The following is a 25,735-nucleotide window of genomic DNA, read 5'->3' as shown; positions in this document are numbered from 1 at the left end:
ATTAAAAACAAAATGCAATCAATACCTAAACAAATCTTTGAATACATTGAATTGGGATTAACCTATGAAATGGTTAAAAAGAACCGTTCAGTCTACGGACCAAACGAAATTAGCTCAACTAAAAAATTGGGTTTGTTCCGGATGTTATTCGGAGTGGTCACAGAACCAATGATTCTGCTTCTCATTTCCATCAGTATTGTCTACTTACTTTTGGGTGATCGAGGAGAAGCTTTACTTTTGTTATGTTCTGTTGTTGGTATCATTGGTATTACGTTTTACCAAGAGAAAAAAACAGAAACAGCTATTTCTGCATTACGTTCATTGGCTAGCCCACGTACAAATGTCATACGAGATGGGAAAATTATAAGGATCGAAGGTAAGGATGTAGTTTTCGATGATCTGATCATTTTGAATGAAGGAGACAGAATTCCTGCTGATGCAAAACTTTTGTCTGACAGAATGTTCGCTTGCGATGAGTCACTGTTAACTGGTGAATCTATCCCAGTCAATAAGGATATTGGGCAGATGGTTTTCTGTGGTGCTTTGGTTGTGGGAGGTGAAGGTGTCTGCCGAGTTATGGCTGTCGGAAATCATACAGAGATAGGAAAAATTGGAAGGAAGATTGCTGATGAAACCGTTGGACGAACACTTTTAGAAATTGAAGTCACCAAACTAGTTAGAAATTTATTCTTTGTTGCGGCAAGCCTTTGTATCATTTTAGCTCTTTATTTCGGTATCGTAAAGTCTCTTTGGTTGCAAGGTTTGTTAGCTGGCCTAACGCTTGCGATTGGATTAATGCCAGAAGAGTTACCTTTGGTTATGACCATTTTCTTTGCGTTAGGTGCATATAGGCTTAGTACCAAAAATGTTTTAGTAAGAAGGTCTTCTATTATCGAAACCTTAGGTGCAGCTACGGTATTGTGTTCAGATAAAACTGGTACAATCACAAAAAACAAAATGAAGGTGGGAAAAATAACTAGCAAAGAGAATACTGAAAATTTAGAAGAAACTAATCAAATCAGTATCCATTCAAAAATGATCTTACAAATAGCTTACTTTGCATCCAAACATCCGAGTTTTGATCCTATGGATATTGCGATTACGGATTGTATGAACGAATTTCATCAGAATGGAAATCTTTCCTTAGTTTCAAAGTTGGACTTTCCATTAACTCCTGAACATTTATCTATGATTAGGGTAATTGAAGAAGATGGTAATTATGTATGTTATGCAAAAGGTTCACCAGAAGCTATATTTGAATTATGCCAATTGAATCTTTCCGACTTAGAACATTGGACAAAAAAAACCGACGAATTAGCAAAAGCAGGTTATCGAGTATTAGCAGTCGCAAAATCAACTTCTATCTTAAAAGAAATTCCTGAGGATCGAAAATCAGTTTCTTATGAATTGTATGGATTACTTTCTTTTGTAGATCCAATCCGTGAGATTGTACCTTCAGCTGTCAAGACTGCCTATGATTCGGGAATCCGTGTGATTATGATCACTGGCGATTATCCTGAAACAGCAAAAAATATAGCAAAACAAATTGGGCTAAAAAATTCCGATTTAGTATACACAGGAAAAGAATTGTCCTTATTAAAGGATCATGAATTAAAAAAAGTTTTAAATGAATGTAATGTTTTTTCTAGAGTGAACCCAGAAGATAAATGGAAATTGGTTCGGTTTTTAAAAGCCGAAGGTGAAATTGTCGCGATGACTGGAGATGGTGTTAATGATGCTCCTGCTCTGAGAACTGCCAATATTGGTGTAGCAATGGGCGAAAGAGGCACTGATGTTGCAAGAGAAGCAGCCGACATCGTTTTGTTAGATGATTCGTTTTCTTCCATCTTAGAATCAGTTCGGATTGGAAGACAGATTTTTGATAATTTGAAAAAAGCACTCGGTTATTTGATTGGCGTACATATTCCGATTGTCGGAATCACTTTTTTACCTATCCTATTTGATTGGCCAATGATTGTTTTATCGGCTATCCACATAGTATTTATGGAAATGGTGATCGATCCAACTTGTACGATCGTTTTTGAAAAGGAAGAAGCAGAATCGGATTTGATGAAACGAAAACCAAGAGATGCATCAGAACCACTTTTGGACAATGAATTGTTCATCAATTCGTTAATCCAAGGTTTCTTTTCCTTATTATCCGTTGTTTCTGCTTATTGGATCACTCAATTGTATTTAAAAGGAAATTCTCCCGATCAAGTGGTTAGTACAGCAACATTCGTAACTTTAGTTTTTTCCAATTTATTTCTCATTTTGGCTAACAGATCCTTACATGAATCTATGTGGAGTCGGATGCGAATTAAAAACTCGATGATTCAATATGTGTTCATTGGAACAATCGCTGTTTTATTACTTTCCATTTATTTGCCTGGTATGAATTCGCTGTTCCGATTTGAACCATTAAATTTTCTACAGTTCTTGGTCGCGATACTTGTTGCTTTTATCGGAGTATTGTTCTATGATATGACAAAAGTTTCTGTTTCAAGATGGATTCGAAAAGATTGAATAGGTGTATGAATTACTAGGTTATGATAGAACTTATTTTTCCAAAAAAGTATTCGGCTTTATGTTTAAAATCAGCCTTCTTCGGTTTTTTTGCCCACACCGGCTTTGTGAGAGGATTACAAGAGATAGGATTTAAACCATCAATCGTTACAGGTTCGAGTTCCGGTGCTATGATTGGAGCATTGTATGCTACAGGAAAGGATATGGTAGAATTTGAGTCTGTAGTTTTGGGACTGAAAAAAAAAGATTTTTGGGAGGGTAATTCCCTAACATTACTCGGTAGACTTTTGAAGAAAGGTTGGAACCAATCGAGTGGTGTCCTAACGGGGCAAGCGACCCGGAAGATTTTATATCCTTATCTAGGGAATAAAAAGTTTTCTGAATTACCAATGAAACTTGGGATTGCTGTTTCAAATTTATCAAAAAACAAACGGGAATTGATCACAGAAGGTAATGTTTTAGATGCAGTTATGGCTTCAATTGCATTTCCATTTTTATATGAAGTCCAAGAATTCCAAGGACAGGAGTTTTTGGATGGTGGGATTGGCGATGGGGAACCAATCAAGGAATTAATTTTAGATCCAAGCATCGATCGTATCGTGATCCATCAAATCAATAATAATAGACCAGTCAGTAAAAATATGATGAAACGTGCATTAGATGCATCTGTACAAATTATAGAGACCGAAACTGAAGATTTAAAAACTTTGTTAGCAAAAGAAAAAGGTAAAAAGTTAATCAGATTAGAAACCAACACTCCATATTTATCGCCTAATGATTTTTCAAAAGGCAAGTTTGCTTTGGCAGAAGGAAGAGGAACTGCCTATAAACATAAATCTGAAATTTTAGGTGATATGGAATTACCTATCTTTGGTTTTTTTAATTAATGAATTCTAATATGGATTCTCAAAGAAAAATAAATGTTTTGGTTGTAGAAGATTCCGTATCCTCTTATAAGGCAATCGTATCAGTATTAGAAAACTTTGGATTTATCATTTCATCTGAAAGAGTGGAATGGAAAGAAGAGTTTCAAAAAAAAATATTAGAGAAACATTGGGATATAGTAATTTCAGATTATTATTTACCAGATTTTGATGGAAAATACGTAATCCATCGCACAAAGGAAATTAATCCAGAGTTACCAATCATTCTTATCACTGAGTTTATTCCAGAAGAAGCAGCTTCTGAGTATTTAAATTTGGGAGCCTCAGAATTTTTACCTAAATCATCGATCATTAAACTTCCGTTTGTTGTGAATCGTGAGTTAGAAGCTTTAAGATTAAAACAGTCTCAAAAAAAAGCATGGGAAATGTTAGTCCATGGTGAAGAAATTTTAACCAGGTCTCAAAAGATTTCACATCTTGGTCATTTTGAAGTGATATTTCCAGAAAATAATACACTTTGGTCTTTAGAATTGTATCGTATACTTGGGTATGATTTCAGTGAAGTCCCATCGATGGAAAAAGTATGGTCTTTGCTCGACGAAGTAGATAAAAAAAATATTGAAACTGTTTGGAAGGAAGTAACCAGTGAAAATACTTCAAAAGAGTTTGTATTTCATTTAAATACCAGGCATAGTCGTAAAAAAGTGAATTTATGGTTAGAAGCAGAACGGTTTGATGAAAATAGATTTCGTATTTTTGGAACCATTCATGATATTTCTGATGTTTCTGATCTTGAAAGCTCAATTCAATTAAATGAACAATTATTTAAAGGAATATTTAATAATTCATCACAAGCCATTTTCCTTTTAGATTTGCAGGGCCACATCATTCGTATGAATCGTAACTCTGTTTTATCGTTCGAAAGAAACGAAGCTGATGTTCAAGGCTTAGAATTGATCAGTTCAATCTTTTCTGAATCGGATGAAGACTCGATCAAAAAATTAACATATGGTATGAAGCTTTCACTTAAGAATCAAACATTTGAAGTGTTTGTTTCATATCGATTGCGTGATGGTCGAGAGAAGTATTTTGACTGTGATTTTTATCCTTTAAATGATCCATATGGCAAAATCATATATATTGTATTAGAAGCAAAAGACATCACAGAAAAAATTGTTTTAGAAAGAGCATATGCACAGGCACAAAAATTAGAAGCATTGGGTACATTTGCTGGTGGGATTGCTCATGACTTTAATAATCTATTAACTCCCATGATGGCATATATTTCATTCTTAAATGCAGAATGGTCGAAAAATGAGTCAAATGATATGATTCAAAAGTCACTTCCGGCGATTGAAGGAATTTCGAAATCACTTGATCGCGCAAAAAATTTGATCCAACAAATATTAACTTATTCTAAAATAGACCACTCCTCATCCAAACAATTAGATTTGCGGGACCAATTGTTACAGGTTTTAAATGAGGTTAAATTTGTATCAGCAAATAAGGTTGCCCTATTTACTGATTTAGGAAATGAACCTGCTTATATTGATGCGGATCCAATTCAAATTTTCCAAATTCTTTCAAACTTATATGAAAATTCACTATTTGCATTGGAAGACATTACAAATCCCAAAATTACCATCAGTCTTTCTAAAGTGACTTATGAAAAATCTGATTTGGTCCAAGTTGGATTTATGAAGAATACAGAATATTGGAAACTCAGTTTTGCAGACAACGGGAATGGTATTCCAAAAGAAATTCTCGATAAAATTTTTGATCCTTTTTTTAGTACAAAAGGAGGAAAGGGGACTGGTTTGGGTCTCTCCATCATTTACGGAATTATGGCTAAAATGGGTGGAACGATCATGGTAGAATCAACAATTGAAAAAGGTACCCGGTTTGATCTATATTTCCCTGCATGGAAGGCAATGGTTTAATCTATTGACAGATTCATTCATTCGATTAAGAACATAGTTTCTTATGACTTTTTTGATCCAAAAAAAACTAGAGCCATTTTATTTTGGTTTCCTTTGGGTTATTTTATTATCTTTAATATTTTCATCTTTTTTCTTCTTCTTCCATCTTTTTGATAGCCGCAACAATTCAAGTCGTCTTGAGGAGAAGAAACAATGGGATTTAAGCTTAAAAGAATATGCGTCTTCCTTAAAAGATGCTGAGACAGGAGTGAGAGGATACTTACTTTCTAAAGACCGAACATTTTTAAATCCTTATCATAAAGCATTGATATTACTCCCTAATATCGAACAATATTTAATTGATCACTGTGAAAACGAAGATAAAGCAGATTTGATAAGTCTTATAAATTTAAGCCACTCCAAGCTAAAGCATATAGAAAGTCACTTGCTTTCTTTTTCCCAAAGAAATCCATCCAATCAAAGTTTAGTGATTGGGAATCAGAAAATGGCGGAATTTCGGTATCTATACGATAGTTTAACTTCGCGCAAACAAAAGAGAGATCAGTTTGAAATAGAAAAACATAACAAATCTAGTGATAGGCTCTTGGTTGTTTCAGCGGGTTTGTTTTTGCTCCTCTCGTTTTTGATTTTATGGATGATATTTATACTTAAAATAAGTATCAAATCTATCTCAGAAAAAGAGATGATAGAAGATCGATATTTCGAAATTGAAGATTTATACCAAAATTCGCCCGTTGGTTTTCATAGTTTAGATCCAGATGGATTTTTTTTAAGAGTGAATCGAACGGAATCTGAATGGTTTGGATATTCGGAAAAGGAATTGATTGGAAAAAAGAAATGGTCAGACCTTTTGACTGAAAATAGTCGAAATATTTTTTTTCAAAACTTTCCAATATTCAAAAAACAAGGTTATATAAATAATTTAATTTTTGAAGTGATCAAAAAGAATGGAGATTCAATTTTTGTCAATTTGTCATCAACAGCAATATTTGCACAAAATGGTCTAATGATTCGCAGTCGATCTGTGTTAGTTGATGTAACACAATCGATCGTATATGAAAGAGAACTTTTATTGGCCAAAAAAAAAGCGGAAGAAGCAAATAAAGCAAAGTCTGATTTTTTATCGAATATGAGTCATGAATTACGAACTCCACTCAATGCAGTTATTGGAATTTCGTTATGGTTACTGGAAGAAAATCCAAAAACAGAACAGTTGGAAAATTTAAAAAATTTAAAGTTTTCAAGTGAATCACTACTTTCTCTTATCAATGACATTTTAGATTTTAACAAAATTGAAGAAAGATTGGTTGAAATTGAAAGAATTGATTTCAACTTAAAAGATTTTTTAAAATCGATCACGACATCTTTTACGATGCGAGCAAAAGAAAAATTATTAATTTTTAATGAAGATATAAAAGATACGGTTCCAGAGTTCATACATTCAGATCCAACTCGTTTACTACAAATTTTGAATAATTTACTTTCCAATGCGTTAAAATTTACACAAGTGGGTTCGATCACTCTTTACGTAAGTGCAATTCCAATGGATTCGGAGTCAGTATTATTAACATTTGAAGTAACCGATACCGGGATTGGAATCGAGCCAAATAAGTTCCAATCCGTTTTCGAAAAATTTACGCAAGCAAATCAAGATACCACGAGAAAATTTGGAGGTTCAGGTTTAGGCCTAGCCATTTCAAAGGCATTGGTTGAGCTTCTGGGAGGTCATTTAGTGCTTACCTCAGAAGTTGGCAAAGGATCAAAATTTTCATTTTCTCTTCCATGTAAAATTGGAAAGGCCAATGAATTTATTTCGATCAGCACGGCCAAAAACAATGATGCTCTGAAAGATAAAATTGTTTTAGTTGCGGATGACATTCAAATCAATCGATCAATAGTGATCCGTTTTTTGAATCGCTGGGGTATTCAAACTTTTGAAGCAACAAATGGATTGGAAGTATTAGAAATACTGAAAAATCAGCATGTTGATTTGATTCTAATGGATCTTCATATGCCTGAGATGGATGGGTATATGTCAGCAACGGAAATTCGAAAGGTTTCCAATTGGAACCAAATTCCTATTCTTGCATTAACTGCTTCGGCGCAATTGGAAACTCGCGCGCAAATAAAGTCAGTTGGAATGAATGACTATATTTCCAAACCGTTCAACCCAAATGATTTATTGAATCAACTACACTTCTGGATTGGTTCTTAAAAATTACAATGATACTTCAAAACTGGAATCCAATGACAATGCGAGTATGGTGATATCATCGTCGGATCTTTTTGATTTCTGAAATTTTTCTATTTGTTCAATTACGGAATCGCAAATCACTTGTGGATGTTTTTTTGCGAGTGCTTGGATCAATTGATAGAAACGTTCTTCTCCAAACAATTCTCCAGTGTGCACATTTCGAGCTTCGATCACACCATCTGTAAATAGAATCAAGGTGCCTTCGACTGGTAATTGGAAACTTTTTTCTTTAATATCCGATGGTACAAATTCGTTAATGGCTCTACCATAACTGGTATATGTTGTGATATTCCCGTTTCGATCTAAGTGTAGAAGTGGCAGATGACCTGCGTTGGCTATCTTTAGGATTCTCTCTTCAGGTTGAATGTAAACAAAAAAGGCGCTCAAAAAATGACCAGACAGTAAACTTAAAAGTGATCTTCTGATTTTATCAGCAGCTAATGCCGGTTTATTTAGTATATCACTCCATATTTCCAATGATACTTTTGTCATAGATGCAATCATGGCAGCAGGTATTCCGTGGCCAGATACATCACATAAAAACAATCCCAATTCTTTTTCTTTTTCAATGATTTCTACAAAATCTCCTCCTATGTCTGTTGCAGGTAGGTATCGAAATCCCAATGGGTAACCTAAGGCGTGTGACCTTTTTTTTGGTAACAAACCATTTTGTAATTTTTGTGCTATTTTTAATTGTAAATCTATTTCTTGTTTTTGTTCATTTGATTTTCGATAATCGGAAACTCGCAAAACGAGGGCAAGAGATAGGAAAAAAACTTCTAAAGCTGATCCTAGAGGTAGTGAATAGGAGGCGAAGTGGATTGGTTTCAGGAATCCCTGAACAGTAAAGGTATTTAAAGCTGCGCCGAATAATAAAACTCCAAATGCTAAAAGAAACAAAATAACTTCTAACTTCTTTTTACTTTTAAATAAAGTAAAGATAGATATGAATATAGCAAGGAAAATAGGAATGATGATCAGAAACACCGTCAGTTGTATAAAATTTCGTAGGTCTAATACAAAAATGAATAATAAGACAAAGGTGAGGATTAAAATATAACTAATAGTGATTCGATTTAAAATCGAACTAAATGCCTTCGTCTCTAAAAATTCTAGTGTAAACAATAATCCAAAAATGGAGGATAAGTGGATGGTGATAGGGAATAAATAATTTTTCCAAGAATTAGAATTCCCGAATTCAAAATATTGAATGAATCCTGTTGAATAAGTATTTAAAAGTAATACAGTTGCTAAATAAAAGAAAAAGTAAAAGAATTTTTTATAACGTAAGGTATGTGCCAAAAATAGACTGAAAAAAAACATCATAAACCCAGCACCAAAGTAACCGGCAAAAAAAATGTCCTGTTTTTTCGAATATGCAATGAAAGTTCTGGAATTATAGAAAGATACAAAACTAAAAATAGGATTGTCTGATTTAATTTTTAAATAAATTGTCCTTGATTCATTCGGAGACAGAGTGATCGGAAATGCAGACATATGAGAATATATTGGCTTATTTTTCTGTAATACTTGTTCGCCGGACCATTGAGTTCTCCATTGCCCATTGATTTCTGTGTGTAGTTCAAAAAGATCAACAACGGGATTGGAAAGGTGTAAAAAGAAAGTATGAGGAATACTTCCATAATGGATCAAAGTAATTTTTAGCCATACAGGATGTTTCGATCTTGGGAAAGAAATGACTTTTTTAGGATTGGGACGCCACAAGGTGTCTTCCTTTAGGAGATCGGATAATGTAGATTCTGGGTTCTTAGGAATCGTGTATTCGAAATACTTTCCGATGTCCCTGTAATTGTTTGTTTCTTCAACAGAGAGGGGGAGAGAAACAAGCGGGTTCACAAAGAATCCGAAAAGGAGGAGAATGCTACTTCTCTTAAAAAATTGCACTAACTTCCATTTTCCATGGGGTTTCAAATTTGCTTTCCGGTAATTTCAGAGTTCGAGATTACCACTCTCCTTCTCTAGGATTCGACGAAGTTTGCTTCCCTGAAAGCCCTTTTCAAAAAAAACTTGTAACAAGAACTCAAAATTAGCAGTCTAATGGTTAGAGTGCTAAAAGTGAGGAAACACTATGAAACAATATGACTCTAACGTCCAAGGAGCCTTGGACATAGCGCAAACAGAGGCGATCAGGAGACAAAATACAGAAATCACTCCTTATCATTTGGTGTGGGGGTTTATGACCTTACCAACTTCTGTTTCAGGAAAATCATTGATTCGATATAAATCTACAGTTGATGAATATTTAAAGAAACAAGCAAGGGCTTCCGGGGAAATCCCTTTCGATTCCCTACGAACTTCACCAAAACTTGCCCAGTGGTTTACCATGGCGTCCTCAAGAGCCGCAGAGAATGGTAGAGAGGAATTGAAAGAGGCCGATTTTTTAAAATTTTTACCTCAAATCCTTCCTGAGCTAAAAATCAATTATGAAGATCTCAACGTAAAAGAGACAGACGAAGAAGTTCCCAATTTTCTAGTGAATTTGAATGATTTGGCTCGAGAAGGTAAATTGGATCCGGTCATTGGTCGAAGTAAAGAGATTCGTTCCGTCATGGAAATTTTAGGGAGAAGGTCAAAAAACAATCCTGTGTTAGTGGGTAGTGCAGGAGTTGGTAAAACTGCGATTGTGGAAGGTCTTGCCGAGCAGATTGTAAAAGGAAGAGTACCTGATGTTCTGAAAGGTAAAACCATTTTTTCTCTAGATATGGGACAATTGATGGCGGGAACCAAATATCGTGGAGAATTTGAGGAAAAACTAACGGCACTTTTGCGATATATAAAGGGACAAGCAGGTGAAGCGATTTTGTTTATCGATGAAATCCATCAATTGGTTGGTGCTGGAAAAACCGATGGAGCAATGGATGCTGCCAATTTATTAAAACCTGCACTTGCTCGAGGTGAATTGCATTGTATTGGTGCAACAACTGGTGATGAATTCCAGAAATACATTCTAGGAGACCAAGCATTAGAAAGAAGATTTCGTGCAGTTCCTGTCAATGAACCGAGCAAAGAAGATGCGATTGAAATCCTTATGGGAATACGAGATAAACATGAAATCCATCATGGAATTAAAATTTCCGATGAAGCAATTTATGCATCGGTACTTTTATCAGACCAATACATTACTGATAAATTTTTGCCAGATAAAGCAATTGACTTGGTAGATGAAGCTGCATCTGCCTTGAAGTTATCTGCAGAAGCAATGCCTACGGAGCTCGTGGAATTGGAAGGCGAAATTCGTTCTAAAAAAATCTTTGCTCAAGTTGAAAAGAAAAACGAAGAGATTTTAAAAGAGATCGAAGTCTTAGAAAAAAAATTCCAAGCAGGCAAAGAGATTTGGGAAAAAGAAGTTAATTCTTTGAAACAAATCGCATCGATTAAAAATAAAATTGATCGAGTCAAATTTGATTTGGATGCGGCACAACAAAGAGCCGATTACACTGAAGCTTCGCGATTGAAGTATGCAGTTTTGCCAGAATTGGAGAAAGAACTTAGCACATTTCAAAACAGTTGGATTCTCGAAAGAAACCACATTGCTGCTGTTATAGCAAGACAAACTGGTATTCCTGTGGAGAAGATACTAAAAACCAAACAAGAAAACTTACTTCACTTAGAAGACGATTTGAACTCTGTTGTGTATGGTCAAAAAGAATCCATAAGAGAGATTGCAGATACGCTTTTAACATCGTATGCTGGCATTTCATCTGAAACAAGACCACTCGGATCATTTTTGCTAAAAGGGCCCACAGGTGTTGGTAAAACGGAAACTGCAAAAGCGATTGCTAAGTTTTTGTTCGATCAAGAATCTAATTTAGTCCGTTTGGACTTAAGTGAGTATTCCGAAAAACATTCTGTTGCAAAACTCATCGGTGCTCCTGCAGGATACATAGGTTATGATGAAGGTGGAATTTTGACTGAGGCCATTCGTCGTAAACCATATTCGGTCGTTTTATTTGACGAGGTAGAAAAAGCTCACCCGGACTTTTCCGATATTCTACTGCAAATATTAGATGATGGAAGATTGACAGATAACAAAGGTAGAACGATCAATTTTAAAAATACCATTGTTATCCTTACGACAAATTCAAAAAATATTGAAGTCGATTTTAAACCAGAGGTATTAGGTAGATTAGATGCCATTTTGACCTATCATTCATTAGATTCTTCGATCATGGAGAAACTAATCGAAAAACAACTTCGATCGTTGAATGATCGATTGAAGGTAAAGGGTGTAGTCATCGAACTGTCCGAGAGTACTGAACATATTTTGCGTGAACAAGGGTTTGATCCAAAATTTGGAGCGCGACCTCTCGGAAGTGTTTTCAACCGCATTGTCAATCGACCATTAGCTAAGGCGATCCTTTCTGGAACTATGGTCGAAGGGAAATATAGAGCGGATTGGGATGGAGAAAATCTTCAATTTGCGTTACTCCAGGAAGCTACTGGCGTAAAAAAATAAGTTCATAGAAACCATTGAAACCCTACTGTAAATCAGTTTATGGTAGGGTTTTTTCGTCTAAAGAAGTAATTATGTCTGAACTCAATCTTACCTCCACAATTCCTACAAACCAGTCGATCGATGTTCCGTTACTCGGATTAGGGGTCTGGAAATCACGACCAAAAGAATGTTATGATGCAGTGAAGTCTGCTTTGGAATTCGGTTACCGCCATATAGATACAGCCGCAATTTATGGGAATGAAGCCGATGTGGGGAGAGCCTTAAAAGAGAGTGGAATCAAACGCAGTGATATTTTTCTTGTCACCAAACTTTGGAATGCGGACCAAGGGTATGATGAAGCGCAAAAGGCAATTGATATATCTTTAAAAAAATTAGGTACCGACTATGTCGATATGTATTTAATCCACTTCCCTGTTTCTGGGAAACGAAATGATTCTTGGAGAGCCTTAGAGAAAATAAAAGGAGAAGGAAAGGCAAGGTCAATTGGAGTTAGTAATTTTATGGTTCCACACCTAGAAGAGTTACTGAAAGAAACAGACATCATTCCTGCAATGAACCAAGTAGAATACCATCCATTTTTACAGGATTTAGAACTCAAAGAGTATTGTATTAAAAAAGGGATCGTATTGGAAGCCTATAGTCCGTTAGCTCATGGTCAAAAATTAGAAGATGAAAGGATCACAAATTTAGCAAAAAAGTATCATAAATCGAATGCGCAAATTTTAATTCGATGGTCTTTACAAAATGGGAATGTCGTCATCCCAAAATCCAAAAATCCGATTCGCATCAAGGAAAATGCGGATGTATTTGATTTTGTTTTATCCCCAGATGATATGAAGGAAATCCATAGTTGGAATGAAAACTTTCGCACTTGTTGGGATCCAACTACAGTGGATTAATCATTCCATCTTAATTTTGTTTCTTCTTAAAAACGAGGACTGCCGATTGTCGGTTGTCCTTCGTGCCTAAGTAACCATAACCGAATGGAAACGGTAAGATCTCATCGTTCGTATCTTTACTCAATTGAATGAGTTCAGGTTGTTCTTCTGGATGTACGGCACCTGAAAGGTTCCAGGATTTTTCATACCTTCCAAAAATAGTTCGTTTCCATTTTGATTCTGGGAAAAAACGGATTGGGAAACCAGAGTCATCTTGGACGATAAATGTTGCTTGTTTCAAAAGTAAGTCTCTGAATGATTTTCGTTTTTCTCCATGAAATAAATATTCGGCTGATTTTGTAAAAATCCCTATCTCTCCTAGATTAGAGAAATATTCAAATAAACCATCCCCAGGCGACCCTTCATTGCCAATTAAGAATATTTTAAAGTAAGTGAGTGTTTGCCTTTTCTTTAGGATTGGATCAAAGAGAATGATTTGAAAACCTTTGTATTCGATCCCTTGTCCAATGATGGATTCCTCTTTTGAATCTAAAACTTCTTTGCCCATCCGTTTTAAAAAAGCGACAAAAACAGGGTAGGCGCCATTTAATTCTTTTTTCTTTGTTTCTTCTTTCATTTTGCGGTAAGTGAAATAATTCCTTCCCGCTAAGTGATTTGACAAATTGCGAATTCCTAATTTAACAATGGTTTTCTCTTTTTCCGAAAGTTCACTATATTTACTTGGGTATCCCGGATCTTCCAGACCAAAAAGAATGTAGTTTTCACATGTTGGATAAAATGAAAACAAATTCAGAACATCAATTCCACTGAATGGATACACAACAGTTTTTACTTGTGGATTGTGTTCTTTCCGATTCACATAATCCGTGATGAGTGTCCTTCGTGAGATCAATTGATTCCAACTTAGGTCCATCTCTTTCTGGTGGATTGGATCATTTGTTGAAAGACCTGCCCATTCTGCAAATATGTCAGATTCTTTTTGTGTGAAATTGGATTTGTTGCTCACCACTTGGCAATGGAAAACGAAGAGTAGGATGAGAAAAAGATAGTTTGGAATCATAGAATGGCAATCTGGAAAGAAGTTAAATTTACCCGAAAGTACTTAGTGGATACAATTTGTTTCCTTCCATTTTCTTATATCTTTTTTCGTTTTCAAATGGTTGGGAAAATTTCCAAAAAAAAACCGGCCCGGGAAACCCCGAACCGGTCAATGGTTCCTAAAAAGAAAGCCTATATTTGTTATTCACCGACGGCGATGTCTCCATCAGCTTCGGTCGAGAAACTCACTGGTTGTTTTGATTTTGTTTCCTTCGTTTCTTTTGTATCCCTTTCAATGGATTTCACTTCTCGGGTTTGGATTTTTGCTTGGTCAAGCAAGGGAAGCGCATTTAGATCCCGAACTTGATTTTCAATTTTGAAAGCGATGTCTGGATTTTCCAGAAAGAAGTTCCTTACTTGTTCTTTCCCTTGGCCTATCTTTTCGCCGTTATAAGAATACCAAGAACCAGCTTTCGCGACTAAATCATGGCGAACGGCTAAATCAATCAGTGAACTTTCACGGTTGATCCCATTGGCATACATAATATCAAATTCTGCCTGACGGAAAGGAGGGGCGCATTTGTTTTTCACCACTTTCACCCGCACACGGTTTCCGACGGGTTCTTCTTTTTCTTTCAATGTTTCAATACGGCGGATGTCAAGGCGAATGGATGCATAAAATTTGAGAGCATTCCCACCTGTCGTGGTTTCTGGACTTCCGAACATGACTCCAATTTTCATACGGATTTGGTTGATGAAAATGACAGTGGTACTGGATTTTGAAATGGTACCTGTGAGTTTACGGAGGGCTTGTGACATGAGTCGTGCTTGGAGGCCCATGTGAGAGTCTCCCATATCCCCTTCGATTTCTGCCTTGGGAACAAGGGCTGCGACAGAGTCGATGACAATGAGGTCAATGGCATTGGAACGAACGAGTGACTCGCAAATTTCCAAAGCTTCCTCACCATTGTCAGGTTGCGCAACGAGGAGATCGTCAACGTTGACTCCGAGTTTTTTTGCATAAGATGGATCGAGTGCGTGTTCTGCATCGATGAAGGCTGCAATGCCCCCTTTCTTTTGTGTCTCCGCTATGGCAGAGAGAGTAAGAGTCGTTTTACCAGAAGATTCTGGTCCGTAGATTTCGATGATACGACCGGATGGGAATCCACCGATTCCAAGAGCAATGTCAAGGTCCAAAGAGCCTGTGGAAACCACATTCATTTCCGACATACGTGTGTCGGCACCGAGACGCATGATGGATCCTTTGCCGAATTGTTTTTCAATTTGGCCGAGGGCGGCATCAATTGCCTGTTTTCTTTGGTCTGTTTCTTTTTCTAGTGCCTTGTCAGCTTTCTCTTTTTTCATGAATCAATCGTTCTCCTAAGTCGGTGTTCCGAAAGACTAGGTAGGGGACTTGGCCAGTTGGTTTCAAAAAATCCATCTGACTCTCTCAAGGATGAACCCATCCCTTCCGAATTCCACTCTTTTTCTCTTCCGAAGTGACTCCATTATGCCTTAGGCCTGGGACAAACTAGGGTTGGGAGAGGAATTTTTCTGGATTATGTCTTTTTTTTTCCGATTTCAACACTAAACAAAATGTAAGTACTTGTATAGTATTTTTTTAGAGAGGGAGAAAGAAAACTTAGCCGATAGTTTGGATGTATGACCCTGCCTGTCCTTGAAGTCCAAATTCCCGAACATTTTCCCCAAGTGATGGCGGATTTATTTCGCAGTTACCGTACCTATCTCAAGATTGAAAAAAATTACTCGGAACATACTCTTTTCGCTTACCTGCGGGATTTGAAGTTTTTCTTTGAATTTTGCTTAAAGGAAGAGATTGATATTTTGAGTGTAGATGTTCTTGATGTTCGAGCCTATTTTGCAGATTTAAAATCTTCCAAAAAACAGGACAAACGTACCCAAAGCCGTAAACTTTCATCTCTACGTACCTTTTATAAATTTTTATTTCGGGAAGAAAAAATCGGAGCCAATCCTATTTTACAAGTCAGCTTCCCAAAAACCAAAAAGAGATTACCTAAAAATTTTACACCCATAGAAACAGAAGATATCTTAGATTATGAAGACCCCGAAAAAAAAGAAGTACTCGGCAAACGTGATAAAGCAATTGTTGAAGTTTTATACAGTACAGGCCTTCGAGTATTTGAGTTAGTCAATGCTAAGTTAAGTGATTTGAACGAAGAGTTAACATCCCTTAAAGTCATGGGAAAAAGGCGAAAGGAAAGATTTGTTTTTATTGGTCCCGAAGCAAAAGTTGCATTACAAGAGTATTTGGATGAAAGAGGCAATGGTGGCCCCGAAGAGATTTTTTTAAATCAAAGAGGTGGAAAATTGACCACTCGTGGCATCCGATACATTTTATCCGAAAGAAGGTCAGTGATGGGTATGGAAAAAGCCATCACTCCCCATAAATTTAGACATACGTTTGCAACAGACTTACTTAATGCAGGAGCTGATATCCGCGCCGTACAAGAGTTACTTGGACATTCTTCCTTGTCATCAACGCAAGTGTATTTGAGTGTGTCTCGTGATAGGTTGAAGGAAGTGTATCGAAATGCGCATCCTCACGCAAAGAAGTAGGTGGGGCAATTGCGTGGGTATAGGATCCCCGCCCTGATTAGGGTGGGGAACTGAACCCGCCACCCAATACGCTCCTACTACCACACGATCTTCCTTTTTACAAACAAATCCCCTCATTCTAAAAATTAATTTTCAAAAAGTTCATAGTTCTGCTTGTCTTAATTAAAAAAAATAGGGTTGACTATAAAAAAATAGCCAGCTATAGAAAATGGAATGCCTAAAAATGGAAACGTTTCAGTTGATCCTTTGGCCAAATTCCCTCTCAAAGAGAGAAAATTTGCAAGAACGAGAACAAATCTTACATTTGGATTATTGGAATTCATGGAATCACGTTCCTATGATGAAATCAAAATCACCGAACTTTGCCAATATGCTGAGATTTCGGAGCCCACGTTTTATCATTATTTTCCTGAAAAAGATGATTTGATTCTTCATTACATCCAGATTTGGAGTTTGATGGTGAGTGTATTTGCAAAAAAAAATCGGATGGCTGAGTCAGGTTATGGATTGATCCTTTCTCTATTTCGATATACTGCCAATGAATCAAAAAAAAATCCAAAAATCCTATTGGAGATCATTTCGTTCCAAGCCAAAAAGAAGAGAAAACTACAATTCAAATCACTAACAGATGCAGAACGTATTTTACTTTTCCCAAACCATAACGGTATCGAAACACTACCTATTGGTGGAATTGAAATGCTTCTTGAAAAAGCCATGTATCTTTCAAAAAAAAATAAGGAACTTCCAAACCATACAAATTGGAAACATCTTTCGTTAGCAATTGCGAGTTGCTTTTTTGGAATACCTATATTGGCTTTCCAACTCAATGAAAATTTAGAGAAACTCTGGTTGGAAACTTTAAATTACATTTGGTTAGGTGCTGGTGGTTCCATTCCAAAATTTTCGAAAAAAGGAGTTAAAGTATGAAACCATTTTCTAACAAAGTTTATCTTTTAATGAGCGGAAGTGTGTTGTTCGGTTTCGTGGGAATGAATTGGAATGTCCCCATTTTTGTTTGGTTTGCGATTATACCTTTTTTGCGTTATGTACGTCTTGGCCATTCCTATCGATCCCTTCTGTTTGCATTAGTTGTGTCCCAAATTTTGTCTACACTTCGAATTGTAAGTGAACCATTCCATATATGGATTGCTTTATTTTCTGGAGTACAGGCAGGAATCATTTTTACCATTTTATTGTGGGTATGGAATTATTTTAGAATTCGATATTCAAAATTAGTATCTCCCATATTGCTTTTTGCCTTCCTCTTTACCGTTGTGGAATGGATAGGAGCCTATGATTCTGATTTAGGTGTTTGGGGCATGATGGCAAATACTCAAATCGGAAATTTAATTTTATTACAATCGGCCTCTCTGTTTGGAGCAACTGGAATCAGTTTTATCATCTATCTTTTTAACATTTGTTTAGAACAGGTATTGAGTGAAAGTATCGATCAAAAAAAAGTCACGCGACCAACAATTCAATATTCACTTTTCAGTGTGTTATTAATTATACTATTATATTTTTATGGAACGTTTCGGTTGAGTTTTCCAATTGATGGAAAACAAATAAAAGTAGCAACAATCACATCCAAGTATGAGATCCAAACAATATGGAAAGATCCAAGTGAAAATCAAAAAAACACTCAACTAACGATTGATAAAACTAGATTAGCTGCCAAAGAAGGAGCCAAGGTTGTCGTTTGGAACGAAGGTGCAGTTCTTGTATTTGAGGACATGGAACAAATATTCTTAAATCGGGTTTCCTCGCTTGCCAAAGAAAATCAAATCGAAATCGTAGCAGCGTATATCGTTCAAAAGACATCGGCAGATTTCTATTTCGACAACAAATTGGTTTGGTTCGCAATGGATGGTTCGATTCGGCAAACATACTTCAAACAGTTTTTGGTTCCAGGAGAACCAGTGACTCAAAAACATTCTGAAATTGAAGCGTTTGAGACAAATTTTGGAAAAATGTCTGTGGCTATTTGTTATGATTTCGATAGCCTTCGTTTGACAGAAACTCATGCAAAATTGGGATCAGGTATGACACTCATCCCTGCTTCGGACTGGAAGGGAATCTCTCCGTTTCATACAGAGATGGCAGTGATTCGCGGAATTGAAAATGGATCTTCCATTGTTCGATCGGCTCGGAGTGGACTTTCCGGGGTTTTCGATGCGTATGGAAGGACCAAAGGGGCTCTTGACTATTTTGAAGAAAATGATGGAATTCTAGTCACATCCGTTGGGACTACGAAATTGAACACCTTATACTCGCTCTTCGGAAATTGGATCGTCGGGATTGGAATCCTATACTTATCCATTTATGGAATGAAGGTCCTATACTTTGTCATAAAAAATAGGATAAAATAGTCTAAGTCTCTCTCATTTCCATACTTTCGAATATTAGAAAATTTCTAAATTATTGGTTGTAATTCAAATTCTCTAGTCCATGATTTGGAGTTCGGTATTTCGATGCGTTCATTGATTCGTCAAAATACCAAAAGGATGAAGGATGACAGTTGTAGCAGATAAATCGATTTTACTTGTCGAAGATGAAGCCATACTGGCTCTTTACGAAAAAAATCAACTGGAGCAAGGTGGGTATAAAGTCACTCATGTTCCCAGTGGTGAAAATGCAATCCGACTGGTCATGCAAGATGAGAATCCTTTTGATCTGATCCTTATGGATATCGACTTGGGTAAAGGATTAGATGGAACAGAGACTGCAACGCACATTCTCAATCATAAAGAAATACCAATCGTATTTTTATCTTCACATACAGAAAGAGAAATCGTCAAAAAAACAGAGAGTATCACTTCTTATGGATATGTAGTAAAAAATTCCGGGTTCACTGTACTTGATGCTTCGATTAAAATGGCGTTCAAACTATTTGAGGCAAACGAATTAACAAAAAGTAAAAAAGAACATTTAGAAACCGTTTTACATTCCATAGGAGATGGAGTGATTGCTACCGATAAAGAAGGAAAAGTCATACGTATCAATCCTGTCGCCGAAAAATTAACGGGTTGGTCTCACGATGATGGGCTTGGTCTAGAGATTAACAAAGTGTTTAATATCATCAATGTAAAAACTCGGCACAAAGTTGATAATCCTGTCGATATTGTATTAAAAACTAATTCTGTTGTTGCATTAGCAAATCATACTGTACTCATCTCAAAAGATGGAGCTGAATATCAAATTTCGGATTCAGGATCACCGATTAAAGACCTAAATGGTGAAACAAAAGGAGTTGTACTTGTATTTCGAGATATTACCGCGGAATACAATGTCCAAAGCCAAATTGCCAAACAAGCAAACATGCTCAATAATGTTTTGGATGCTGTGATAGGCACTGATTTCACACAAAAAATCAATTATTGGAACAAGGCGGCTGAGAAAATTTTCCTTTGGAAAGCGGAAGAAGTCATCGGGGAAAATATTTTGGAAGTTTTGAAAACAAAATATCTCAATTTTACAAACCAAGAAATCATTGAGAAAGTGAATTTAGAAGGAAGTTATATTGGTGAAGCGATTCAAGAAGCAAAGGGTGGATGTGTTCGGAACATAGAAATTAATTTAGTACTCTTAAATGATGAATTTGATTTACCCACTGGTTATATTTTTGTAGCAAGAGACATTTCTGATCGATTGAAGGCACTCAATCAAATTAAGGAATCGGAAGCAAAATTAACGCAAATCATAGACTCTGCAATGGATGCGATCATCAGTATCGATAATACAAAAAAGATTATTTTGTTCAATGGTGCAGCCGAAAAAATGTTTGGATATGAATCAGACGCAATCATCGGAAAATCTTTAGACCAATTGATTCCAATTAATTTCAGAAGCCAACATGATAAACATATTGATCAATTTAGTAAAACTGGTGTTAGCCGAAGGGCAATGGGTGCATTGGGTGAGATCAGTGGTTTACGTGCCAATGGTGAAGAATTCCCAATCGAAGCTTCTATTTCCCAAATCACGGTAAATGGAGAATCATTATTTACTGTAATTTTAAGGGACGTAAGCGTACGAACATTATCTGAATCTAAAATTCAGAAGTTGCTTCACGAAAAAGAAAATATTTTAAAAGAGATTCACCATCGTGTGAAAAATAACATGAGTTCATTGTTCACCTTGCTCACGTTACAAGCTAAATCTCAAAACCATGAGCCAGTACAAACCATTTTGTATGAAGCTGCGGGCAGAATTAAAAGTATGATTGTTCTCTATGACAAACTATACCATTCTGAAACCGACAATAGTGTCTCCATACAAAATTACTTTCCTTCAATTTGTTCTGAAATCGTATCTATTTTCCCGAAAAAAGTGGAAGTGAACCTCTCTATACTCGAGGAACCGATCGAATTGAACGCTAAGTTGCTTTCTTCATTAGGCATTATTTTAAATGAATTGATCACCAATTCCATGAAACATGCTTTTTTGGAAATTCAGAATCCGAAGATTAATTTAAATATCTCCAAAGATAATAACATTTTGTACTTAGCGTATTCAGACAATGGAGTGGGGATTCCGGAATCAATATCGTTTCAAGACACACCAGGATTTGGTTTACAACTCATCGGAATGCTCACTGAACAAATTGAAGGTAAAATCAGTATCGATCGTAAAAATGAACCAAAGATTATTTTGGAATTGAAACTATAACAAATACTTTTTTTCTTTGTTTGAATAGAATATTAGTTTACCTTCTTATCACTTCTACTTCCATTCACCCATGGGCAAACTTCAATTTTTTGTAGTTTTATGTTATTTTATTCCAGTATTAGTGATTCTTTTTCCAGTAGGATTGACATTTTCCTATTTTTTTAAAATCACGAAACTTGATTTGTGGTCAAACCGTATCAACAATTTTTTAGGTTACTTCTGGTATCGATCGTTTTTCTTATTAACAGGAAGGACCTTGGACGTGTCGCTTGAAGGATGGAATCCAGATGGTCACAATCGTTTTTTAATTTGTAATCATACAAACTCTTTAGAAGTTCCATTAATTGTTTCTCTTCCTTATTTAGCGAATTCAAAAGATGTTCGTTTATCATACTTAGGTGGAGATATCATTCAGAGATACAAAATCATTCCACTCATGATGCACAAAACCATTGTAGAGGCAGTCATTTATTCAGAAAAAAGACCAAATTTTCGCAACTTCAAAAATGATGTTCTTCGTGTATTAAAAACGAGATCCATATTCCTATACCCAGAAGGAGAACGAACATTTACAGAAGATATAAAACCCTTCCAAACAGGTGTGATGAAAATTGCTTATAAGTTTCATATAAACTTAGATGTATTTGTGGTCAGTGGATTTATGGGCTATTCTAGTTTAGAAAAATACAAACACTTGACCAAATCTAAAAAAATATACTTTCATTTTTGCGGTTCGATTTTGGCAAAAGACTATCCGACGTTTGAAGACTATCTGTCTCGAGCTGAATTTTTAATGAAGGAAAAAAAACAATTTTTGGAAGCGATAGAAAAAACTAACACTTGAAAATGATTTGTACAGCGTGGGAAGGAATTTGACTCTGGAGATTCAGTTGGCCGATCCGCGCTACAGGCAACTCTCTTTTTTGGATACACAGCGATTGACACTGAGTGTAAAACGATTCAGAATGGAACATTCCGATCCTTCCTTCGCGATCATTTTACACGCAGTGAAAAAATACACCCACTGAATTTTTTCACTTTTTGAGAATATACCCACAGTAGAACCTAGTATTTTCAATCTTTGTTGGAATCCATTTTAGAAAGTGGAAAGTAATGAATCAAAAACGCAAACGGCAATTCTTCGACTCATTCCAATTTATCTTTCGATGGTCTTTGTTCCTCATTTGTATTGCGATTGTGGTTGGTAGTGTATCTGCCTTTTTTTTAATCTCTCTTGATTCGGTTACAAAACTTCGAGAAAGCCACACTTACGTTTTATACTTTTTGCCATTAGTCGGGTTTTTCATTGGTTGGGTGTACCATCAATTTGGTTCCAAAGCGAGCAAAGGGAATAACCTCCTTCTAGAAGAAATCCATTCACCAAGTTCTGTGATTCCCATCAGAATGGCTCCATTGGTTCTCTTTGGGACACTTCTGACTCATTTTTTTGGAGGTTCTGCTGGTAGAGAAGGGACGGCAGTGCAAATGGGCGGATCCATTGCCCACCAAATTGTTCGGTTTTATCGCTTGAGTTTAAAAGAACAACAAACATTGATTATATTGGGAATGAGTGCTGGGTTTTCGGCCGTATTTGGCACTCCAATCGCTGCGGCTATTTTTTCCATTGAAGTGATTCAAATTGGTGCGTATCGATGGAAATTATTTTTACCATCTCTTTTGATTGCATGGATCTCTCATGAAGTATGTCTTTACTGGAAGGTGAGTCACTCCGTTTTTCCCAATGTAACTTTTGAGTTCGAAAGTATATTAATTTTAGTTCTCTTTTTACTTGCAATCGCCTCGGGCTTTGTTGCAAAACTTTTTACCTGGCTCCTTCATTCCATTTCAAAGTATTCGCAAACTTGGATTGTTTATCCTCCTTTTCGGCCCTTTGTTGGTGGGATCATACTTGTTGTTTTCTTTTTATCAGGCGTTCATCTCGATTATTTTGGACTTGGTGTAAAAACCATTCAAAATGCATTCACTGGATTTTTGCCCTATGAATCCTTTTTTTGGAAACTCATACTGACAGTGATCACGATCGGTTTTGGATTTAAAGGGGGAGAAGTGACACCATTATTTTTTATTGGAGCTTCGCTTGGAAATTTATTTGCGATTTTAGACCCAGTGCACCTTACCTTATTTGTCAGTGTTGGATTTATCTCTGTTTTTTCTGGAGCTACCAATACACCATTGGCTTGTGCGGTGATGGGGATGGAATTATTTGGGTTTCAATCGGGTGTCGTATTCTTCATTGCCACACAAATTGCTTACATCATGTCAGGCCATGTTAGTATTTATTCTTCTCAAATCATAACCAAAAAGAAATGGTTTGGATCTTCGAAGGACATCGGTAAAAAAATCTCTGATTTATAAATTTTTCATTCGATTCTCATTTTAAATAATGGTATCATTTGTATCCCCGAGGATCTGATGGATTTAAACTCAAAAACTGAATCTGGAAATCGGCAATGGATGCGTCCATTGGTAGGTGTCCTACTGATGTTACTTCCTATTTTATTCTTTTATCTCAATGGAGTCGGCGCGACCATCCTTTGTTCCAAAAACCATTGCCAATTGGATCGTAAAAGTTTTCTCGGTGGATCCCATGATGAATTTTTCATATCGGAGATTCTTCGGATCGGATACAATTCGGAAGGTGCTTCCCAAATTCGAACCGGACCAAGTTCCTATGGTGATTCTGGCTCGGATTTAGAAATCCATTTGAATGATGGATCTAGTCTTCGGGTCTTTGGAACACCTGTCGGGTATTCATTTGGCAATTTGGAGTTTCGTAGTTTGGATTCTCTTAGAACCAATCCGATCGATCAGGAGATCCATCTAGAAAGTTATAGTTATGGCGGTAAACTATTGTTCATCGGTCCTACAATGGGTTTTATTGGTTATATTTTGATACTCATCGGATTGGTTCGCCCTGTGACACCGGACTTGCAACCGAAGCAACTCCAAAAAAATCGAATTTATAATCTTACTTTATTCTCTTTCACATTAACAATTGTCATCTTTTCGTATTATATCCTTTGGAATTTAGGCAAATCCTACTTACTCAGCCATTTTTTTTAAAAATGTTTTACCTTTTTTGAGAATGTGATTCCTTTGAACTGTTGAAAAGGATACCAACACATTCGGAAAATCATATGAAAAAAATCTTACTCTTAATCCTCGTATCGGTTACTCTATCACAATGCCAAAAATTTGCGTTTTGGCAAAACGAATCCAAAGAAGATACTTCAGGGGCTGTTGTTACTTTTTTACAAGGACAAGTGACAATTCTCAATGAAGGTAAGGAAAGGTTTGCCAGTTTAGGTGATTTAGTCAAACCAGGGGATCGAATTTTATCAAAACTGGGAAAGGTCGACTTACAGACATACCGTGGGGAAATCATCCGCATCAAAGAAAATTCCGATGTGTTGTTTCGTGATTTTGCCGGCTCGTCAAAACCTAACACAGACATCTATATTTGGGCTGGAAATCTTTTGGTCAAATCCGTCAAACTCAAGGCGAACGAAACTCTCTCGATCTCTTCTCCCACAATGGTAGCGGGTGTTAGAGGAACCGTGTTTTCCTTTGAACTCGAAAAGGGATCTGTTCCTAAAGTAAAGGTTTATGAAGGAGCGGTTGCCGTAGCATTCAAAACCGGTCCCAAACTCATTGAATTAAACGATGGTCTATCCCAAGACCACTATGATCAATTGGTCAAAACATTAGAAGAAAATGAAGTGGTATTAGAGCCTGGCGAATCCTTAGAAGTGAACCCGAGTCTAAATGAATTGGTATACCTCATCAATGCAAAAATGACAGCATCAAGTCTCACCAAAGATGAATTAGCTGGATTTTCGGATATTTCGACAGGAATTTCAAAAGCAGAAAGTCCGATCACACCACAAGAAAAAGCAGAAGCGGAAACACTTGTCGCCGTCAATCCTGAATTGGTTCAAAAACAAGTTGAGAACAATGGTGCTAGTAGCGAGGTTACGCAAGAGATCGTCGAAAACATTGAAAAAGAACATGAAAGCAAACGTAACACCGCTCTTTCCAACATAGCTTCGGACGCTGAAAAAATGGGTTTGGACAATGAAGAAGAAATCCAAAAACATTATAGTGTTTTAGAAACCATTCATAAGTCGAATGGCGAGATTTTATCAGGAGCAGTCGTTGCACAATTAGGTGATATATTCATTGTCCATTCGACAAAGGGTGTGATGCAATTGAAAGTAGATGAAATCGAATATGTAGAATACAGAAATTTCAAGGTGCAAACGAAAACAAAAAAGTAATCATAGAAAAAGAAACCCCGATCCTTTTACGCAAGGATTGGGCATTATGTATCTTCTCCAAAATTTAGTATAAACCACTGATTTCTGGAGAAGAAAATTACCAGATCCAATCGCGAAACAATTTACAAATATTTTAAAAGGTCTAAGATCGAC

General features: G+C 36.3%; 17 protein-coding genes. 14 read left to right on the top strand and 3 right to left on the bottom strand.

Translation table 11 applies throughout. The annotated features are described in order from the left end of the window. The first annotated feature begins 12 nt into the window (after positions 1 to 12). Genes LEPBI_RS12110 through LEPBI_RS12095 form a run of 4 tightly spaced genes read left to right on the top strand, consistent with a single transcriptional unit; the run spans position 13 to position 7,565 of the window. Positions 13 to 2,526, top strand: coding sequence for a cation-translocating P-type ATPase (locus LEPBI_RS12110; RefSeq protein ID WP_012389404.1), 2,514 nt, complete (start codon positions 13 to 15; stop codon positions 2,524 to 2,526). A 23-nt stretch (positions 2,527 to 2,549) separates the two neighbouring features. Continuing rightward, positions 2,550 to 3,413 carry a patatin-like phospholipase family protein gene (locus tag LEPBI_RS12105; RefSeq protein WP_012389403.1) on the top strand — a complete coding sequence of 288 codons (864 nt, stop codon included), beginning with the start codon at positions 2,550 to 2,552 and terminating at the stop codon, positions 3,411 to 3,413. Positions 3,414 to 3,424: 11 nt separating this feature from the next. After that, the gene (locus LEPBI_RS12100) at positions 3,425 to 5,350 is read left to right on the top strand and encodes a hybrid sensor histidine kinase/response regulator (protein ID WP_012476358.1); all 1,926 of its coding nucleotides are present in this window, start codon (positions 3,425 to 3,427) and stop codon (positions 5,348 to 5,350) included. 43 nt (positions 5,351 to 5,393) lie between these two features. Continuing rightward, a complete protein-coding gene (locus LEPBI_RS12095) occupies positions 5,394 to 7,565 on the top strand; it encodes a response regulator (protein WP_012389401.1) in 2,172 nt (723 codons plus the stop codon). A 3-nt stretch (positions 7,566 to 7,568) separates the two neighbouring features. Here LEPBI_RS12095 and LEPBI_RS12090 read toward each other — a convergent pair whose 3' ends face one another. Then, positions 7,569 to 9,536 (bottom strand): SpoIIE family protein phosphatase, encoded by a 1,968-nt coding sequence (locus tag LEPBI_RS12090; RefSeq protein ID WP_012389400.1) that lies wholly within the window; start codon positions 9,534 to 9,536, stop codon positions 7,569 to 7,571. Between the two features lie 157 nt (positions 9,537 to 9,693). Here LEPBI_RS12090 and LEPBI_RS12085 point away from each other — a divergent pair, with 157 nt between their 5' ends. Next, the gene (locus tag LEPBI_RS12085; protein ID WP_012389399.1) at positions 9,694 to 12,081 is read left to right on the top strand and encodes an ATP-dependent Clp protease ATP-binding subunit; all 2,388 of its coding nucleotides are present in this window, start codon (positions 9,694 to 9,696) and stop codon (positions 12,079 to 12,081) included. Positions 12,082 to 12,152: 71 nt separating this feature from the next. Next, entirely contained in the window at positions 12,153 to 12,980 is an 828-nt protein-coding gene (locus LEPBI_RS12080; protein ID WP_012389398.1) for an aldo/keto reductase, read from the top strand. A 10-nt stretch (positions 12,981 to 12,990) separates the two neighbouring features. Here LEPBI_RS12080 and LEPBI_RS12075 read toward each other — a convergent pair whose 3' ends face one another. Continuing rightward, positions 12,991 to 14,040, bottom strand: a complete 1,050-nt coding sequence (locus LEPBI_RS12075; RefSeq protein ID WP_012389397.1) for a hypothetical protein — start codon at positions 14,038 to 14,040, stop codon at positions 12,991 to 12,993. Between the two features lie 179 nt (positions 14,041 to 14,219). Continuing rightward, positions 14,220 to 15,383 carry a recombinase RecA gene (gene recA / locus LEPBI_RS12070; protein ID WP_012389396.1) on the bottom strand — a complete coding sequence of 388 codons (1,164 nt, stop codon included), beginning with the start codon at positions 15,381 to 15,383 and terminating at the stop codon, positions 14,220 to 14,222. A gap of 297 nt (positions 15,384 to 15,680) precedes the next feature. On the opposite strand from recA, the gene xerA reads away from it, so the two are divergent. The 8 genes from xerA (at position 15,681) to LEPBI_RS12030 (ending at position 25,582) form a co-directional block, all read left to right on the top strand. After that, positions 15,681 to 16,616, top strand: coding sequence for a site-specific tyrosine recombinase/integron integrase (xerA, locus tag LEPBI_RS12065; protein ID WP_012389395.1), 936 nt, complete (start codon positions 15,681 to 15,683; stop codon positions 16,614 to 16,616). A 213-nt stretch (positions 16,617 to 16,829) separates the two neighbouring features. Then, entirely contained in the window at positions 16,830 to 17,543 is a 714-nt protein-coding gene (locus LEPBI_RS12060) for a TetR/AcrR family transcriptional regulator (RefSeq protein WP_012389394.1), read from the top strand. Further along, positions 17,540 to 18,985 carry a nitrilase-related carbon-nitrogen hydrolase gene (locus LEPBI_RS12055; protein ID WP_012389393.1) on the top strand — a complete coding sequence of 482 codons (1,446 nt, stop codon included), beginning with the start codon at positions 17,540 to 17,542 and terminating at the stop codon, positions 18,983 to 18,985. The genes LEPBI_RS12060 and LEPBI_RS12055 overlap by 4 nt, the downstream gene beginning before the upstream one ends. Positions 18,986 to 19,127: 142 nt before the next feature. Continuing rightward, positions 19,128 to 21,284, top strand: coding sequence for a PAS domain S-box protein (locus tag LEPBI_RS12050; RefSeq protein ID WP_012389392.1), 2,157 nt, complete (start codon positions 19,128 to 19,130; stop codon positions 21,282 to 21,284). Between the two features lie 262 nt (positions 21,285 to 21,546). Then, positions 21,547 to 22,128 carry a 1-acyl-sn-glycerol-3-phosphate acyltransferase gene (locus LEPBI_RS12045; protein ID WP_226992768.1) on the top strand — a complete coding sequence of 194 codons (582 nt, stop codon included), beginning with the start codon at positions 21,547 to 21,549 and terminating at the stop codon, positions 22,126 to 22,128. Between the two features lie 269 nt (positions 22,129 to 22,397). After that, a complete protein-coding gene (locus tag LEPBI_RS12040; RefSeq protein WP_012389389.1) occupies positions 22,398 to 23,660 on the top strand; it encodes a chloride channel protein in 1,263 nt (420 codons plus the stop codon). Positions 23,661 to 23,759: 99 nt separating this feature from the next. After that, positions 23,760 to 24,368 carry a hypothetical protein gene (locus LEPBI_RS12035; protein ID WP_226992767.1) on the top strand — a complete coding sequence of 203 codons (609 nt, stop codon included), beginning with the start codon at positions 23,760 to 23,762 and terminating at the stop codon, positions 24,366 to 24,368. Between the two features lie 74 nt (positions 24,369 to 24,442). After that, positions 24,443 to 25,582 carry a FecR family protein gene (locus LEPBI_RS12030; RefSeq protein WP_012476357.1) on the top strand — a complete coding sequence of 380 codons (1,140 nt, stop codon included), beginning with the start codon at positions 24,443 to 24,445 and terminating at the stop codon, positions 25,580 to 25,582. Positions 25,583 to 25,735 lie beyond the last annotated feature (153 nt).

The sequence above is a fragment of the Leptospira biflexa serovar Patoc strain 'Patoc 1 (Paris)' genome, assembly GCF_000017685.1.
In the GTDB taxonomy this organism is placed as follows: Bacteria; Spirochaetota; Leptospiria; order Leptospirales; family Leptospiraceae; genus Leptospira_A; species Leptospira_A biflexa.
This window is presented reverse-complemented; position numbering and strand designations above follow the sequence as displayed.